Source organism: Streptomyces sp. NPDC008313 (assembly GCF_042956125.1).
Lineage (GTDB): Bacteria > Actinomycetota > Actinomycetes > Streptomycetales > Streptomycetaceae > Streptomyces.
On sequence record NZ_JBIBFR010000010.1, the window covers coordinates 20,250 to 35,558 of the forward strand.

The 15,309-nt window shown below is 72.9% G+C and carries 15 protein-coding genes; 9 read left to right on the forward strand and 6 right to left on the reverse strand.

The window, feature by feature from the left end:
- Positions 1–53: 53 nt before the first annotated feature.
- The gene (locus ACFY93_RS15075; protein ID WP_391358102.1) at positions 54–2,066 is read left to right on the forward strand and encodes a GAF domain-containing protein; all 2,013 of its coding nucleotides are present in this window, start codon (positions 54–56) and stop codon (positions 2,064–2,066) included.
- A 95-nt stretch (positions 2,067–2,161) separates the two neighbouring features.
- Here ACFY93_RS15075 and ACFY93_RS15080 read toward each other — a convergent pair whose 3' ends face one another.
- Positions 2,162–3,547 carry an MFS transporter gene (locus ACFY93_RS15080; RefSeq protein ID WP_391358106.1) on the reverse strand — a complete coding sequence of 462 codons (1,386 nt, stop codon included), beginning with the start codon at positions 3,545–3,547 and terminating at the stop codon, positions 2,162–2,164.
- A 245-nt stretch (positions 3,548–3,792) separates the two neighbouring features.
- On the opposite strand from ACFY93_RS15080, the gene ACFY93_RS15085 reads away from it, so the two are divergent.
- The 4 genes from ACFY93_RS15085 (at position 3,793) to ACFY93_RS15100 (ending at position 6,639) form a co-directional block, all read left to right on the forward strand.
- Entirely contained in the window at positions 3,793–4,515 is a 723-nt protein-coding gene (locus ACFY93_RS15085; RefSeq protein ID WP_391358109.1) for a peptidylprolyl isomerase, read from the forward strand.
- A 627-nt stretch (positions 4,516–5,142) separates the two neighbouring features.
- Positions 5,143–5,655 carry a sigma factor-like helix-turn-helix DNA-binding protein gene (locus ACFY93_RS15090; RefSeq protein ID WP_391358111.1) on the forward strand — a complete coding sequence of 171 codons (513 nt, stop codon included), beginning with the start codon at positions 5,143–5,145 and terminating at the stop codon, positions 5,653–5,655.
- 1 nt (position 5,656) lies between these two features.
- A complete protein-coding gene (locus tag ACFY93_RS15095; RefSeq protein WP_391358114.1) occupies positions 5,657–6,373 on the forward strand; it encodes a hypothetical protein in 717 nt (238 codons plus the stop codon).
- A 107-nt stretch (positions 6,374–6,480) separates the two neighbouring features.
- Entirely contained in the window at positions 6,481–6,639 is a 159-nt protein-coding gene (locus tag ACFY93_RS15100; RefSeq protein WP_391358116.1) for a hypothetical protein, read from the forward strand.
- A 96-nt stretch (positions 6,640–6,735) separates the two neighbouring features.
- Here ACFY93_RS15100 and ACFY93_RS15105 read toward each other — a convergent pair whose 3' ends face one another.
- Both ACFY93_RS15105 and ACFY93_RS15110 read right to left on the reverse strand, forming a co-directional pair.
- A complete protein-coding gene (locus ACFY93_RS15105; RefSeq protein ID WP_391358119.1) occupies positions 6,736–7,194 on the reverse strand; it encodes a universal stress protein in 459 nt (152 codons plus the stop codon).
- Positions 7,195–7,434: 240 nt separating this feature from the next.
- Complete coding sequence (locus tag ACFY93_RS15110; protein ID WP_391358121.1) at positions 7,435–7,857, reverse strand: pyridoxamine 5'-phosphate oxidase family protein; 423 nt, start codon at positions 7,855–7,857, stop codon at positions 7,435–7,437.
- Between the two features lie 229 nt (positions 7,858–8,086).
- Here ACFY93_RS15110 and ACFY93_RS15115 point away from each other — a divergent pair, with 229 nt between their 5' ends.
- Positions 8,087–8,782 (forward strand): response regulator, encoded by a 696-nt coding sequence (locus ACFY93_RS15115; protein ID WP_391358124.1) that lies wholly within the window; start codon positions 8,087–8,089, stop codon positions 8,780–8,782.
- Positions 8,783–8,985: 203 nt separating this feature from the next.
- Entirely contained in the window at positions 8,986–10,728 is a 1,743-nt protein-coding gene (locus tag ACFY93_RS15120) for a GAF domain-containing protein (protein ID WP_391358128.1), read from the forward strand.
- 88 nt (positions 10,729–10,816) lie between these two features.
- Here ACFY93_RS15120 and ACFY93_RS15125 read toward each other — a convergent pair whose 3' ends face one another.
- Together ACFY93_RS15125 and ACFY93_RS15130 are read right to left on the reverse strand one after the other, a co-directional pair.
- Positions 10,817–11,458 (reverse strand): response regulator, encoded by a 642-nt coding sequence (locus ACFY93_RS15125; RefSeq protein WP_391358131.1) that lies wholly within the window; start codon positions 11,456–11,458, stop codon positions 10,817–10,819.
- Between the two features lie 107 nt (positions 11,459–11,565).
- Positions 11,566–12,765: a histidine kinase gene (locus ACFY93_RS15130; RefSeq protein WP_391358134.1), complete on the reverse strand. Its 1,200-nt coding sequence runs from the start codon at positions 12,763–12,765 to the stop codon at positions 11,566–11,568.
- A gap of 173 nt (positions 12,766–12,938) precedes the next feature.
- Between ACFY93_RS15130 and ACFY93_RS15135 the strand changes: the two genes are divergently transcribed.
- Both ACFY93_RS15135 and ACFY93_RS15140 read left to right on the forward strand, forming a co-directional pair.
- A complete protein-coding gene (locus ACFY93_RS15135; RefSeq protein WP_391358137.1) occupies positions 12,939–14,024 on the forward strand; it encodes an FtsX-like permease family protein in 1,086 nt (361 codons plus the stop codon).
- Positions 14,021–14,746 carry an ATP-binding cassette domain-containing protein gene (locus tag ACFY93_RS15140; protein ID WP_391358140.1) on the forward strand — a complete coding sequence of 242 codons (726 nt, stop codon included), beginning with the start codon at positions 14,021–14,023 and terminating at the stop codon, positions 14,744–14,746. The genes ACFY93_RS15135 and ACFY93_RS15140 overlap by 4 nt, the downstream gene beginning before the upstream one ends.
- A 36-nt stretch (positions 14,747–14,782) precedes the next feature.
- Here the strand turns inward: ACFY93_RS15140 and ACFY93_RS15145 are convergent, their stop codons facing one another.
- A complete protein-coding gene (locus ACFY93_RS15145) occupies positions 14,783–15,121 on the reverse strand; it encodes an ANTAR domain-containing protein (RefSeq protein WP_391358143.1) in 339 nt (112 codons plus the stop codon).
- Positions 15,122–15,309 lie beyond the last annotated feature (188 nt).

Below are 15,309 nucleotides of genomic sequence, written 5' to 3' on the forward strand. Positions count from 1 at the left end.
GAGTTGTCCACAGGGCTGGCGGGGGCGGTCGTGCGACAGGTAATCCTGTGACCATGTCCCGCGATCACGTGCAGCCCGCGCAGAGCCCCACCGCGACCGGCCCCGGCGGTCCGGCCGACGCCCTTGCCGGCAGCCCGGCAGAGGACCCGGCCGACGGCTCGTCCCGCGGTCCGGCGACGGGCAGCGCCGACGCGCCGTTCCTGGAGCTGCTGGCCCGGGGCGCCTCCGCCGACGCGTACGAGCAGCCGGTGCTGCTCGCGCGTCTCCAGGGCCGGCCGCCGCAGCGGATCGCCGCGCTCGAGGACGCCAAGCGGCTCGCCCTGCGGGTGCGCTCGGAGATGGAGGGCAGGCGGCGCAGGGAGGCCGAGCTGTCCGCGCTCTTCGAGACCGCGCACGATCTCGCGGGACTGCGCGACCTAGACGCCGTACTGCAGGCGATCGTCCAGCGGGCCCGCTCGCTGCTCGGCACCGATGTCGCCTACCTGACGCTGAACGACCCGGCGCGAGGCGACACGCACATGAGGGTCACCGAGGGCTCGGTCGCCGCGGGCTTCCAGCAGCTGCGGCTCGGCATGGGGGAGGGCCTGGGCGGACTCGTCGCCCAGACCGCCCGGCCCTACGTCACCGACGACTACTTCAAGGACGCCCGGTTCCAGCACACCGGCACCATCGACACCGGCGTACGGGACGAGGGCCTCGTCGCCATCCTCGGCGTCCCGCTCATGATCGGGCCCCAGGTCATCGGCGTGCTCTTCGCGGCTGACCGGCGCGCCCGGGTGTTCGAGCGGGAGCAGATCGCCCTGCTCGGCTCCTTCGCGGCCCTGGCCGCGGCCGCCATCGACACGGCGAACCTCCTCACCGAGACCCGCTCGGCCCTGGACCGGCTGGAGCGGGCCAACGAGATCATCCGCGACCGCAGCTCCGTCATCGAACGGGCCTCCGACGTGCACGACCGGCTCGCGGAACTCGTCCTGCGCGGCGGTGGGGTCCACGACGTCGCCGCCGCTGTCTCCGAGATCCTCGACGGCACCGTGCGGTTCACCGAGGCGGGCGCGGTCCCGGACGCGGCCCTGGAGGCGTCCCGGGCGGACGGCCACGCCGTCCGGCACGGCACCGAATGGGTGGCCGCCGTGACGGCAGGCGGTGAACTGCTCGGCGCGCTGGTGCTGCGCGGCCAGCCGGGGCTCGACCCCGTCGACCAGCGCACCCTGGAGCGCGCCGCCATGGTCACCTCCCTGCTGCTGCTCGCCAGACGCTCCGCCGCCGAGGCCGAGCAGCGCGTCCGCGGCGAGCTGCTGGACGACCTGCTCGACGCCCGCGACCGCGACCCCCGCCTGCTGCGCGAGCGCGCGGCCCGGCTGCACGCCGACCTCGACGCCACCCACGTCGTCCTGGCCGCACGCCTCGACGGCGGCGCGGCCGACGCCGACCAGGAGGCGGCCGCCCGGCGCCGGCTGTGGTCGGCCGCCTCCCACCTCGCCGCGACCCGGCACGGACTGGCGGCCGCCCGCGACGGCGGCACGGTCCTGCTGCTGCCCCTCGGCCCCCGCGACACCGCCACCGGCCTGGCCCTCCGCACCGCCGGACAGCTCGGCAAGGCCGTCCACGAGCCCGTCACCGTGGGCGCCTCCGCGCCCGTCGAGGACCTCGTCACGCGGCCGGACGCCGTGGCCGCGGCGTACACCGAGGGGCAGCGCTGCCTCGACGCGCTGCGGCTGCTCGGCCGGGCCGGGGACGGCGCCGCTGCGGAGGACTTCGGCTTCCTGGGGCTGCTGCTCGCCGGCGACCGGGACATCCCCGGCTTCGTCGAGCGCACCGTCGGCCAGGTGGTCGCCTACGACGAGCGGCGCGGCACCGAACTGGTGCGGACCCTCGACGCGTACTTCGCACAGGGCATGAGCCCGGTGCGCACCAAGGACGCGCTGCACGTCCACGTGAACACGGTCGCCCAGCGTCTGGAGCGGGTGGGGCGGCTGCTCGGCGACGACTGGCAGAGCCCGGCCCGTGCGCTGGAGATCCAGCTGGCCCTGCGCCTGCACCGGTTGTCCGCCGCCCCGCGCCGCTGACCCTCACGCCGCTGACCCGCGCGCCGCCGGCCCTCACGCCGCCGGCCCCCGCACGCATGGGCGTACGGGGGCCGGCGGTACGGGGCGGACCGGGCTCAGACGGTGTGCACGTCCGCCGGGCGGGCCCCGGCGGGCTCCGGTTCCGGCGTGGCGTCCACGTCGGCCAGGTCGCGGTGGCGCGTCTCCTTGGCGACACCCACCGCGATCAGCGTCAGCAGGGCCGCGGCGATCACGTACAGCGCGATCGGGGTGGAGCTGTCGTAGTCGGCCAGCAGCGCGGTCGCGATGAGCGGTGCGGGCGCCCCGGCCGCCACCGACGCGAACTGGGCACCGATGGACGCGCCCGAGTACCGCATCCGGGTCGAGAACATCTCGGAGAAGAACGCCGCCTGCGGGGCGTACATCGCGCCGTGCAGGACCAGGCCGACGGTGACGGCGAGGAGCAGGTTCCCGAAGGTCCCGGTGTCGATGAGCGAGAAGAACGGGAACATCCACAGGCCGACCCCGGCCGCGCCCAGCAGGTAGACGGGGCGGCGGCCGAGCCGGTCGGAGAGGGCGCCCCAGCCCGGGATGACCGCGAAGTGGACGGCGGAGGCGATGAGTACCGCGTTCAGCGCCGTCTGCTTGGAGACACCGGCCGACGTGGTCGCGTAGACGAGGATGAAGGCGGTGATCACGTAGTAGCTGATGTTCTCCGCCATGCGCGCGCCGATGGCGACCAGCACGTCCCGCCAGTGGTCCCGCAGGACGGAGACCAGCGGCAGCTTCTCCGCCGTCGCGCCGCTCGTCGCCCTGCGTGCCTCGGCCTGCGCCAGCGCCTGCTTGAACACGGGCGATTCGTCGACGGACAGACGAATCCACAGACCGACGACGACCAGGACGCCGGAGAGCAGGAACGGGATCCGCCAGCCCCACGCACCGAAGGCGTCGTCCGACAGCAGCGCGGTCAGCAGCGAGAGCACACCGGTGGCCAGGAGCTGGCCGGCGGGCGCCCCCGTCTGCGGCCACGACGCCCAGAACCCGCGCCGCTTCGCGTCCCCGTGCTCGGAGACCAGCAGCACGGCGCCGCCCCACTCACCGCCGAGCGCGAACCCCTGGATCAGTCGCAGCAGGGTCAGCAGTACGGGCGCGGCGGCGCCGACGGTCGCGTGGGTGGGCAGCAGGCCGATCGCGAACGTGGCGCCGCCCATCATCAGCAGGCTCAGCACGAGCAGCTTCTTGCGGCCGAGCCGGTCGCCGTAGTGGCCGAAGACCAGCGCTCCCAGCGGGCGGGCGGCGAACCCCACCGCGTACGTCAGGAAGGACAGCAGCGTTCCGACGAGCGGGTCGGAGTCCGGGAAGAACAGCTTGTTGAAGACGAGTGCGGCGGCGGAGCCGTACAGAAAGAAGTCGTACCACTCGATGGTGGTGCCGATGAGGGAGGCGGCGACGATGCGTTTGAGGCTGGCGGGTGTCGGGGGAGCGGATGCTGCTGAGGCCATGTGCGCCACTTCCTCGTGTGCGGTGGGGACGGGTACGTGTCGGCACACGGTAGGAAGCAGCAGGTCAGGGGCACATGTGGCGGGGCACCATAGTTCTGGGACTGGGTATGCGCGCCGCCACCATGCCGGACGGTCGGCCGAAAGCTGTGAGGCGGATATGGCTTGGCGGGTGGGTTCTCGCCCGTCGGGCGGCGCCCTAGACTGCGACCGCTCCGAAATCTGGCGATCTTTGGAGGGTGTGCAGGATGAACCGAGCTTTCATGACCGCGGTGGTGGCAGCGGCGTTGGTCGCGTCCGGGGTCGGCACCGCCTCCGCCTCCGATGCCCCACCGCGCACCACGCACGGTCCCTGCCAGTACACCCAGACCCCGGACGAGCCGGCGGCGCGGCCGGTTCCCCTGCCGCCCGACCCGCGGCACACCCCCAGTCGCGGCACGGTCGACATGGCTGTCCCGACCAGCCAGGGCCCGCTCCCCCTGCGGCTGGACCGGGCGAAGGCGCCCTGCACGGTCCAGAGTTTCCTGCACCTGGCGCGGCACCGGTTCTACGACCGTACGGTGTGCCATCGGCTGACGGCGTATCCGACGCTGAAGGTCCTGCAGTGCGGTGACCCGACCGGCACGGGCGAGGGCGGGCCGGGGTACAAGTACAAGGACGAGCTGCCGGTGGACCTGCCGCCGGCACCGAGCGATCCGACCGGCGTCCGCCGCCTTTACGGGCGCGGCCTGCTGGCGATGGCCAACGCCGGATCTGACACCAACGGTTCGCAGTTCTTCGTCGTCTACGGCGACTCCGCGCTGCGACCGAACTACACGGTGTTCGGCACGGTCGGTGCCACCGGTCTGAAGACGCTCGACAAGATCGCCGCCGGCGGTATCGAGCCGACCACGCAGGACCCGGCGCCCGTCGACGGCACGCCCCTGCGGCGGACCGAACTGCTCAGCGTCCGGCCGTCCTGCCGGCCCTGATCGCCGGCATGCGGACGGCGAGCATGGGAACGAGCGCCGAGGTGCCGACCGCCGTCCGTGGAAGCGACCTCGGGACATCCGCGGGAGAACCCCGCGTCGGCTGATGGTCCGGGCCCGGAAGCGAAACCGGAGCACCGCCCCGTTCTGGGCAACACGTCACCCGGTACGTCGAGGACGGTGACGTCAGCGATGCCGACAGCGGAGAGTAGGGCGGGACCGCCGGGACCTTCGGCGGTCCCGGTCATCGCGGAAGCGGGTGGGGCCGCGGACCACCGTCATGCGGGGCGCCCATTGCTGTTTCAGATGCGAAGGCGAGTGCTCATCACCCGTTCGAGTGAGGGAAGTTCGAGTTGATTCGCTGGTTCCGTGAGTGAACTACGACACAGCAGTTCCTGCGAAGGCGTAGACCACTCGTCGGCGTCTGCGGGAAAATGGCTGCTCACTGTGCGTTACCAGCCGGTAGGTGATGACTTCATACAAGATTGAAGTAACTCTGCATGGGATTCGCTTGCCCGCCCATGCGTGTACGCCCGTTCGGCCGGGTTGCATAGGCGTCGTCAGGGGGCTCCGCCGGTACGCGTATTCGTATCGCGGAGCCGTTCGTATCTGCCTCAATGAAGAGGATTCATGACCGACGATGCCCGTGCGGGCTCCAGCGGCAGCCCGGTGGCGGTCACTGCGGTGCTTCCGTTCCCACTGGAATTCGAGGCGCTCTACGTGAAGAACCAGGAGGACTACCGCCGGTTCGCGCGAGCCGTTCTCAAGGACCGGCAGACTGCTGAGGACGCCGTCCACCGGGCCTTCTTCGAGATCCTCGCGCACTGGCCGGCGCTCCTGGCAGCGGGCAACGTCCATCAGCAGACCTGGGCGATACTCCGACGCACCGTCATCTCCGAGAAGCTGACGAACTACCGGGACAACCTCGCCGAACTGACCGAGGACAGCGACGTGGCGCGCGCTCTGTGCGCACTGCCCTCACGGCAGTTCGACGTCACGGTCCTGCGCTACCTGTGTGGTTGCCCCACCCACGACATCGCCTGGTACCTCGGCGTGACGACCAGCACCGTCGACTACCACGGCCGGAAGGCCAAGGAGCGCCTGGAGCAGGCCATGCCCGCCCGTATACGAAGGAGCAAGTGACATGACTGCAACGAAGGGGTCTCCGTCGCACACCGAACAAGTGCTGGCCGCGGCGGGCCGACGCCTGCGCGCCCGGCAGCCCGCGTTCGACGTGGTCGCCGGGCTGCACCGTCTGGGCCGGGACGCCGGCTACATCCCCGTGGCGGACGCCATGCCATCGGTCTTCCAAGCCCTGCGCGATCTCGGAGAGTTCGTCAGCTGGAGCCTGGACCAGCCCGGAGCCGCCGGCCACGTCGAGCGGCTCGCCGTCGCGATCGGAGAGCCCCCCTACAAGCTGCTGACCCGCGACCAGGACACCCAGGAGATCGACCTGGACGGCGCGCACATCTTCGCCTGCATGCTCTACGTGGCCAGCCATCCGGAAAGCGCCCAGTTCTGGTGGGCGTTCGCCGCCGGTGCCGGCAGTGGTGCCAGTGCCTTCTGCCTTCATCTGCTGCACCACGGCCGCGGTGAGACCGCGGAGGCCCGGCACTGGCGCGAGGTCCTGCTGAACCTGATCGACCTGGACGACGACCCTGACGTGGAGAAGACGTTCGTCACCGCGGTCGCCAGCTTCGCGGCCTACACCGGAAGTCACCGGCCTCCGACACCCGTCACACCCGTCCTGAAGGCCGAAGTGCGCCGACTGGCCACCCGTGATGACGCGGACGACCGCCTCGTGTGCCGACCCGATGCCGGCCTCGCCCGGCGCCTTCAGGGCTGCGCCCGAACCCACTGACTCCCGCGCTGACTCCCGTACAGACGAAAAACCTGCCCGCAGTCCCGGTTCCCAGGCCACTGACCGCCGGCAGGCTCTCCCACACGCCCTTGAAGGACGTATGCACCGTGAAGCGTAACCGCCGACCCGCTGTCCCGGCTATGGACTCGCGCCGCAGGCGCCGCCGTCGTGAGGCCGCCACCTTCTCCCTGCTGCGTGGCCTGGCCTACGGCCTGGGCGCCGGAGCGGGCGGACTCTTCCTGCACTGGCTTCAGCAGTTCCTGTGAGTTCTCCGACCAAGGTGCCAGAGCCAGAGCCAGAGCCAGAGCGGGAGCCGGAGCACGGCGGTCCGGCGGTGACGGGGCCCGTTTACCCGGGCCCCGTCACCGCGTGCCGTCGCGGAACACGACGACCGGGCAGGAGGCGTGCTGGGCGCAGTGCTGGGCGACCGATCCCAGCATCAGCCCCGCGAAGCCGCCGAGGCCCCGGCTGCCGACGACGAGCAGGGACGCGCCGTGCGAGGCGTTGAGCAGCACACTGGCGGGGGTGCCGTAGCGCACGTCCGTACGCACCTCGGCCGACGGGTCCGGGCCCACGGCCTCCTCGACGGCCTGCTTGAGCTCCGCGCGGGCCCGGCCCTCCAGCGCCGCCTCGTCGCCGCTCGACGGGGGCAGCCAGCCGAGCGCGCCGTGGAACTGGGGGAAGTCCCAGGCGGTGACCGCCTCCACCACACCGCCGGTGAGTTCTCCCTGGCGGACGGCCCAGCGAAGGGCCTGCTTGGACGAGTCGGAACCGTCCACCCCGACCACGATGCGGCCCGGTTCCTCGCGCTGGTCGGCCATGGTTCCTCCTCGACTGGACGGCGGGGGACGACCGCGTGGGGCAGCGGCCCGCCGTCACGGACTCGGCTTCCAGCTTCCGGCCTGATCCGCCGTCCGCGCAGCCCGGGAGGTCCGGACGCCGTGAGCCGTCACCCGATGGCCGCAGCGCGCCGACGTGTGCCCTCCGGCCCGCCGTCGATCCGGCCCGCAGTCGATCCGGCCCGCCGCCGACCCGGCCCCGGCCGTGCGCGTCGGGTCCGCTCAGCCGATGCCGTCCAGGTCGTTCAGCTCCCGCCCGGTGACCACCGTGGACTCGATCCGGAGGAACACGTCGTCCCGGATCGGCATCCAGGACCGGGGGCCGGACCGCAGCAGTCGCTCGTGCTCCGCCGGATCGGTGACCACGGTCGCCTGCCCGGTGACGACCACGCTCCAGCCCGACCGGCGCGCGGTGTCGAACTCGTCCGCCTCGAAGGCGACCACGAAACCGTCGACCGCCTTGACGAGGTCGGACCCGGCCGAGGTCCGCACCAGTACGGACGCGTCCGCGTCCAGGGCGAAGTTCACCGGCAGCACCGCCGGAAGCGCCTGCCTCGTGTACACGACGCGGCCGACCGGAACGTCGGCCAGCAGGCGCAGGCACTCCTGTCGGTCCATCGGCCGAAGGCCGTCGTTCTGCTGCATCCCTCCATGGTCCCCCGTGTCCCCCGCACGCCGTTAGGGCCGGACGGCCCTCAGCGGTGTCCGAAGGTCCGCGTCCGAAGGTCCGCGAGCGGCGCCCGCGGAACACCGGGTCGGGCGGGCGGCCGGTAGGGCATCCTGGTGTGAGCGGGCCGGGGCCGACCGGCCCTGGTTTTCCGGCGGCGCTTGGGGAAGGGTCTCCCTCGTATGCCCCACACACAAGGAGCGACCGATGGCGGACCGTGAGCAGGCCGGACCCGACACCCCGATCCGGGTCTTCCTCCTCGACGACCACGAGGTGGTACGGCGAGGGGTGCACGACCTGCTGGACGACGAGACCGACATCACGGTGGTCGGCGAGGCCGCCACCGTGGAGCAGGCCCTGGTGCGCGTACCCGCCCTGCGGCCCGACGTCGCGGTGCTCGATGTCCGGCTGCCCGACGGCGACGGCGTGACCGTCTGCCGGGAACTGCGCTCGGCGCTCCCGGAGCTGGCCTGCCTGATGCTGACCTCGTTCGACGACGAGGAGGCGCTGCTGGACTCGATCATGGCGGGCGCCTCCGGCTACGTGCTGAAGCAGATCCAGGGCTCCGACCTGGTGTCGGCGGTGCGCACCGTGGCTCGCGGCCAGTCACTGCTCGACCCGACCGCCACCACCAAACTGATGGCCCGGCTGCGCGGCGGTGAGCAGCCGAAGGAGGAGGAGCCGGACGCCCTGCCCGGACTGACCGAACGGGAGCGGGAGATCCTCCTCCTGATCGGTGAGGGCCTGACCAACCGCCAGATCGGGCAGCGCCTCTACCTGGCCGAGAAGACGGTGAAGAACCACATCTCCCGCCTGCTCGCCAAGCTCGGCGTGGAGCGGCGTATCCAGGCCGCCGTCATCGCCACCCAGGCCCAGGACCGGCTGCGGGGCCGGACGCACTGATACACCGATCACCGATCAGATCACCGATCACGGGGACATCCGCGTCCTCCTCGTCCTCTCACTCCTCCCGGTGCCGCGGCCTGGACCCGGCTCCCGCTCCCACCGTGAAGGGCATGTGCCGCCGTCCTTTCCCAACAGCTAATCTGACTGCTTGAGCGAACCGCTCACGACATGGCACTTCAGACGGGCTCGGAGGATCAGCGGTGGCAGACTCCCAAGAGTCGGGGGAGGCGCAGGTGCGGCTGCCGCAGCTGCGGCTGGACGAGCTGCTGGAGGAGCTGCAGGCGCGCCTCGACGCGGCGCGCGGCACCCGGGACCGGGTGCACAGTCTGCTGGAGGCGGTCCTCGCCGTCGGCCGGGAGCTGAACCTGGAGCAGGCGCTGCGCCGGATCGTCGAGGCCGCCGCGGTCCTGGTCGACGCCGAATACGCGGCCCTGGGCGTGATCGGGCCGGACGGCAGGAGGCTCTCTGAATTCGTCACCGTCGGCATCGACGAGGCGGGGATCGCGGCGATCGGCCACTACCCCGAAGGGCACGGCATCCTGGGCGAGCTGATCCGGCATCCGGAGCCGTTGCGGCTCCCGAAGCTGTCGGAGCACCAGTCGTCCTACGGTTTCCCGGCCCACCACCCCCCGATGAACAGCTTCCTCGGCGTCCCGATCCGGGTGCGGGAGCAGGTCTTCGGCAACCTGTACCTGACCGAGAAGCGCGGCGGCCTGGCGTTCGACGAGGACGACGAGTCGGTCCTGTCCACGCTCGCGGTGGCGGCCGGAGTGGCGATCGACAACGCGCGGCTGTACGAGGAGTCGCGGCTGAGGGAGCGCTGGCTGGGGGCGAACGCGGAGATCACCCACACGCTGATGTCCGGCGCGGACCAGGCCGAGATCCTCCAGCTGATCGCCGAACGCGCGCAGGAGATCACCGGCTCCGCCCTCGCCGCGATGTCCACGCTCGTGAAGGGCACCGACACGCTCACCGTGGAACTGGCCATCGGCCGGCAGGCGCAGGCCCACCGCGGCCTGGTGCTGCCCGTGACGGGCTCCCTGACCGGGCAGGCGTTCACCGACGGCGCCCCGGTGACCAGCGTGGACATCGCCAACGACGACCGCGTGTCGGCCGGGCCGCCGCGGTTCGTCGGTCTCGGCCCCGCCGTCGCCGTGCCCATCGGCGCCGGCGACCGCATACGGGGAGTGGTCCTGCTCGCCCGGGAGACGGGCGCCAGGAACTTCTCCGAGAAGGAGGTCGACCCGCTCAAGACCTTCGCCGCGCAGGCGGCGCTGGCGATGGAGCTGGCCGACCGCCGGCAGGACGCGGAGCAGATCGCACTGCTGGAGGACCGGGACCGGATCGCCCGGGACCTGCACGACCTGGCCATCCAGCGGTTGTTCGCGACCGGCATGACCCTGCAGAGCGCCGGGCGGCTCATCGAGCACAGCGGGGCCAAGGAGCGGGTGCTGCGGGCCGTCGACGACCTGGACGAGACGATCAAGATCATCCGGTCGACGATCTTCGGCCTGCGCACCCGGGACGACGAGGCCGCCCCCGGACTGCGGGCGCGGGCGGTGCGGGTGATCGGGGAGGCCGCGCGGGTCATCGGGTTCGCGCCCAGTGTGCGGATGGAAGGGCTCCTGGACACGCATCTGTCCCAGGAGACCGCCGACCACGTGGTCGCGGTGCTGTCGGAGTCGCTGACGAACATCGCCCGGCACGCGCACGCCGGCCGGGTGGAGGTGGCGCTGGAGACCGACGGCAGGACCGTCCGGCTCGCGGTGACGGACGACGGCGTGGGCATCCCGGCCGAGGGCCGCCGCAGCGGCCTCGCCAACATGGCCGAGCGGGCCCGCGGCCTCGGCGGCGACATGGAGTGGAGCACACCGGACGGCGGGGGCACCAGACTCGTGTGGCACGCGCCGGTGACCGGGGCGGAGGCCCCGCCCGGCCGGTGACGTGCCTCAGGTTGTCCCTCCGGCCGTCCCTCAGGTCGTGCCTCCGGCCGTCCCCCCCCTCGGCGGGGGCGACAGCCGCGGAGCCGTGTCAGCGGCGGATGAGCCCCAGACCGGAGGCCGTGGCCACGGCGGCGGTACGGGAGTCGACGCCGAGTTTGGCGTACACGCGGGCCAGGTGCGACTTGACGGTGCCCTCGGTGAGGTGCAGCCGGGCGGCGACGGCCTGGTTGGACAGGCCCTCGGCGACCAGGGCGAGCACCTCCGTCTCCCGGCGGGTGAGCGTGGTCAGCGGGGTGCGCAGCCGGTTCATCAGCCGGTCGGCGACGGTGGGGGCGAGGGCGGCGCGGCCGGTGGCGGCGGTCCGTACGGCGGCCGCCAGATCCTCGGGCGGCGCGTCCTTGAGCAGATAGCCGGTGGCGCCCGCCTCGATGGCGGGCAGGGTGTCCGCGTCGGTGTCGTACGTGGTGACGATGAGCACCCGCGGGGCGCCGGGGCGCGCGGTGATCGCCGCGGTGGCCTCGGCACCGCCCATCCCCTTGCCGAACCGCAGGTCCATCAGCACGACGTCGATGTCGCCCTCGGCCGCGCGGGCGACGGCCTCCTCGGCTGTGACGGCCTCGGCCACCACCGCCAGGCCGGGCTCGGTCTCCAGTACGGCGCGCAGTCCGGCGCGCACCACCGGGTGGTCGTCGGCGAGCAGCAGTCGGACGGGGGTTCCGGTGTCGGTCACGGGCGGGCCTCGGGTCGGTCGTCGGCGGGCGGGGCGAGGGGGTGTCTGACAGACGAGCGGGGGAGAAGGAGCGTGCGTGCCGGGCGCCGCGACGCCGCGGGCATATGTCAGAGACCCCCCAGGGGGAGCCGGACGGCCAGCGTGGTGCCGTGGCCGGGAGCGGACTGAACGGTGAGCGTGCCGCCGAGCGCCTGCGCGCGTGCGCGCGCGGCGGCGAGCCCGAAGCCACCGCCGTCCGGGCCGGGGCTGGCCAGCAAGCCGGGGTCGAAGCCGCGGCCGTCGTCCACGACGTCCAGACGGACGGCCCGGCCGTCCGGGAAGCCGAGCGTGACGTCGGCCGTCGCGGCACCGGCGTGGCGGACCGTGTTGGACAGGGCGGACTGGGCGATGCGCAGCAGGGCGACCTCGTGACCCGTGGGCAGGGGCACGGCCGTGCCGGTGAGGCGGAAGCGGGCGGTCAGCGGATGCCGGGCGGAGACGGTGGTGCACAGGCGTTCCAGCGCGTCGGCCAGGGTGATGCCCTCCAGCGAGGGCGGGACGAGCGCCGCGACGAAGCGGCGGGCCTCGGCGAGATTGTCCACGGCGGACTGGCGCGCCTGCTCCACATGGCGGGCGGCGAGCTCCGGCCGGCCGGGCAGGGCGCGCTCGGCGGCGCGCAGCAGCAGCTGGATGCTGGTCAGCCCCTGGGCGAGGGTGTCGTGGATCTCGTGGGCCAGCCGCTCGCGTTCGGCCAGCACCCCGGCGGTGTGCTGGGCGGCCGCCAGATCGGCACGGGTGAGGGTCAGCTCCTCGATCAGTCTCCGGCGCCGCTCGCTCTCCCGGTACAGGGCCTGGTAGCCCCGGACCACCGCGACGGCCACCGCGGCGCCGAGTGCCGGGCCGACCGCGGTCGCCAGGGTGAGGGCGCCGCTGTGGGCGGCGAACGCGACGATCGCCGCGAGCGCCGTGGCGACGACGACGGCCGGACCGGTGCGGCGCGGGAGCAGATGGAGCTGGAGGAAGTACAGCGGGAACGCGATCCACACGCCGTCGGCGGTCAGGACCAGCAGCGCCAGCCAGACGACCCCCACGGCGGCCAGCCACACCGCCGCGGCCCGCCGGGAGACGTGGGTGCTGCGCATCGACGGGCCCGCGGCGTACACCAGTCCCAGTACGGCGGCCACCGCGACGACGGCCGGGGCGTGCGGCTCGCCGTCGGCGACGGCCCTCCCGGCGGCCAGCGCCAGCAGTCCGGCGACCAGCAGGTGCAGGCACCAGGCCAGCAGCCGGGTGGTGGGGACGGGGGAGGCGGGGGCGGTGGTGTTCACGGTGCTGTCCACCCTATGAGCCCGGCCCGTGCCGTGGCCTCCATCGAAAGTTACAAACCGTCCGCCCTCCTTCGTTCCCCGAGGTCAGGCCCTGTGCCGGATGCCCGGACGGGGTGCCTGGGGCGACGGTGGAGCCGTACCGCTTCCACCGTGTGAAAGGTCGGGCCCACCCCGTGTTCGTCGCCTGGAGAGACCTGAAGTTCGCCAAGGGGCGCTTCGCCCTGATGGGCGGCGTCATCGTGCTGATCACCCTGCTGGTCGGGCTGCTGTCCGGGCTGACCGCCGGGCTCGGCCGGGAGAACGTCTCCGCGATCACCGGCCTGGACGCCGACCGGATCTCCTTCGACCGGCCCAGCGGCGGGCAGAGCCTGTCGTACTCCACGTCCGTCGTCACCGAGGACCAGTGGCGGCGATGGGCTCGCACGCCCGGCGTCACCCGGGCCGAACCGCTGGGCATCGCCACCACCAAGGCCACCGCGGGCGACCACAGCGCCGGGGTCTCCGCGTTCGGCGTACGGCCCGGTTCCCCGCTGGCCCCGGACGGCGACCGGATCGACGACACCTCGGCCGTCCTGTCCACGGCGGCCGCCGACGAGCTCCGTCTGCGCGCCGGTGACACGTTCCTGATCGGCGGGCGGAAGCTGACCGTCGCCACCGTGAAAGGCGACGCCTCCTTCAGCCACACCCCGGTGATCTGGACCAGTCTGCGCACGTGGCAGCGGACCGCGCCCCCGGCGGCGGGCGCGGACGGGCCCACCGCCTCCGTCATCGCCCTGACCACCGCGTCAGGCGCCGACGTGGAGGCCGCCGACCGGGCGGCCGGCACCCGGACCGTCTCCCGGGACGACTCGCTGTCCGCGATCGGCTCCTACACCTCCGAGAACGGCTCCCTGCAGCTGATGCGCGCCTTCCTGTTCGCCATCTCCGCCCTGGTCGTCGGCGCCTTCTTCACCGTGTGGACCATCCAGCGCGGAGCGGACATCGCCGTGCTGAAGGCCCTCGGGGCCTCCACCGCCGCGCTGCTGCGCGACGCCCTCGGCCAGGCCGCCGTCCTGCTCACGGGCGGCACCCTCGTCGGTACGTCGCTCGCCGCGGGGATCGGCACCCTCGTCGGTGACTCCGTGCCCTTCCTCCTCGATCCCGCCACCGTCCTCGTCCCGGCCGCCGTGATGATCCTGCTCGGCGTGCTCGGGGCCGCGCTGTCGATCCGCCGGATCACCTCCGTCGACCCGCTGACCGCCCTGGGGAGCATCCGATGAGCCTCGAACTGAACGACGTCACCCTCACCTATCCCGACGGCGACGGGAGGCTGACCGCGCTGGACCGGGTCAGCCTGGACGTGCCCAGGGGGAGCCTGGCCGCCGTGATCGGCCCCTCCGGCTCCGGCAAGTCCAGCCTGCTCGCGGTCGCCGCCACGCTCGTCACACCCGACTCGGGCACGGTCACCGTCGACGGCGTGCGCACCACCGGCCTGAGCCGCGGCGAACTGACGAGGCTGCGCCGCCACCGGATCGGGATCGTCTTCCAGCAGCCCAACCTGCTGCCCTCGCTCACCGCGGCCGAACAGCTCCAGGTGATGGCGCGGATCGACGGCCGCGGCGCGGCCGGGGCCCGGCCGCGGGCGATGGAACTCCTGGACGCCGTGGGCCTCGCCGACCGCGCGGGGCGGCGCCCGCACCAGCTCTCCGGCGGCCAGCGGCAGCGTCTCAACATCGCCCGCGCGCTGATGAACGAACCGACCGTGCTCCTGGTCGACGAGCCGACCAGCGCCCTCGACCACGAGCGGGGCGCCGCCGTCATCGACCTGATCGCCCGGCTCACGCGCCGACAGGGCACCGCCACGGTCCTCGTCACCCATGATCGCGCCCACCTCGGCGTGACCGACCGGGTTTACGAGGTCCACGACGGGCGCCTCACCTCAGCCGAGGCCGACGCCGAGGCCGACGCCGAGGCCGCCGGCGCCGGTGAACCCGTGCGGTGAAGGCAGGTCAGCGGTGGGCGGGGCCGGCGCGTGAGGTCAGTGGCGGGCGGAGCCGGTCGGGTCCGCGCGGTGCCGGTCCAGCTCGCCGCGGATCTCCGCGGGAAGCCGGCCGGTGGTGCCCCAGTCGACGATCAGCTCCGCCACGTGGCGGAGCTTGATGCTGGTGCGCATGGACGTCTCCCGCATCAGGTCCCAGGCCTCGGCCGGGGTCATGCGGCCCACCGCGACGAGGACACCGCACGCCTGGTCGATCGTGGCGTTCGCGTCCACGGCCTGTTCCAGCCGGGACACCCGCTCCTGCAGCTGCTTGACCTGATCGCTCTCCGACTCCGGCCGCGCCGCGGGAGTACGACCTTCATTGACATGGCCCCACATGGCGACTCCTGAATGGCGGGTCGGTGTCCGGGACTGCTCTTCCCCCGCGTTACCGCTGCTAGCCGTCAAGCTGGACTATAAGGCTGGTTATCACCCTTTGCAGGGCATGGCTGGCCGCCTTCCGACGCCCGCCGGGTGTGTTTGGGCGCCGCCGCCCCGGCAACCCGGCAGGACGGCGGCGGCCTCCC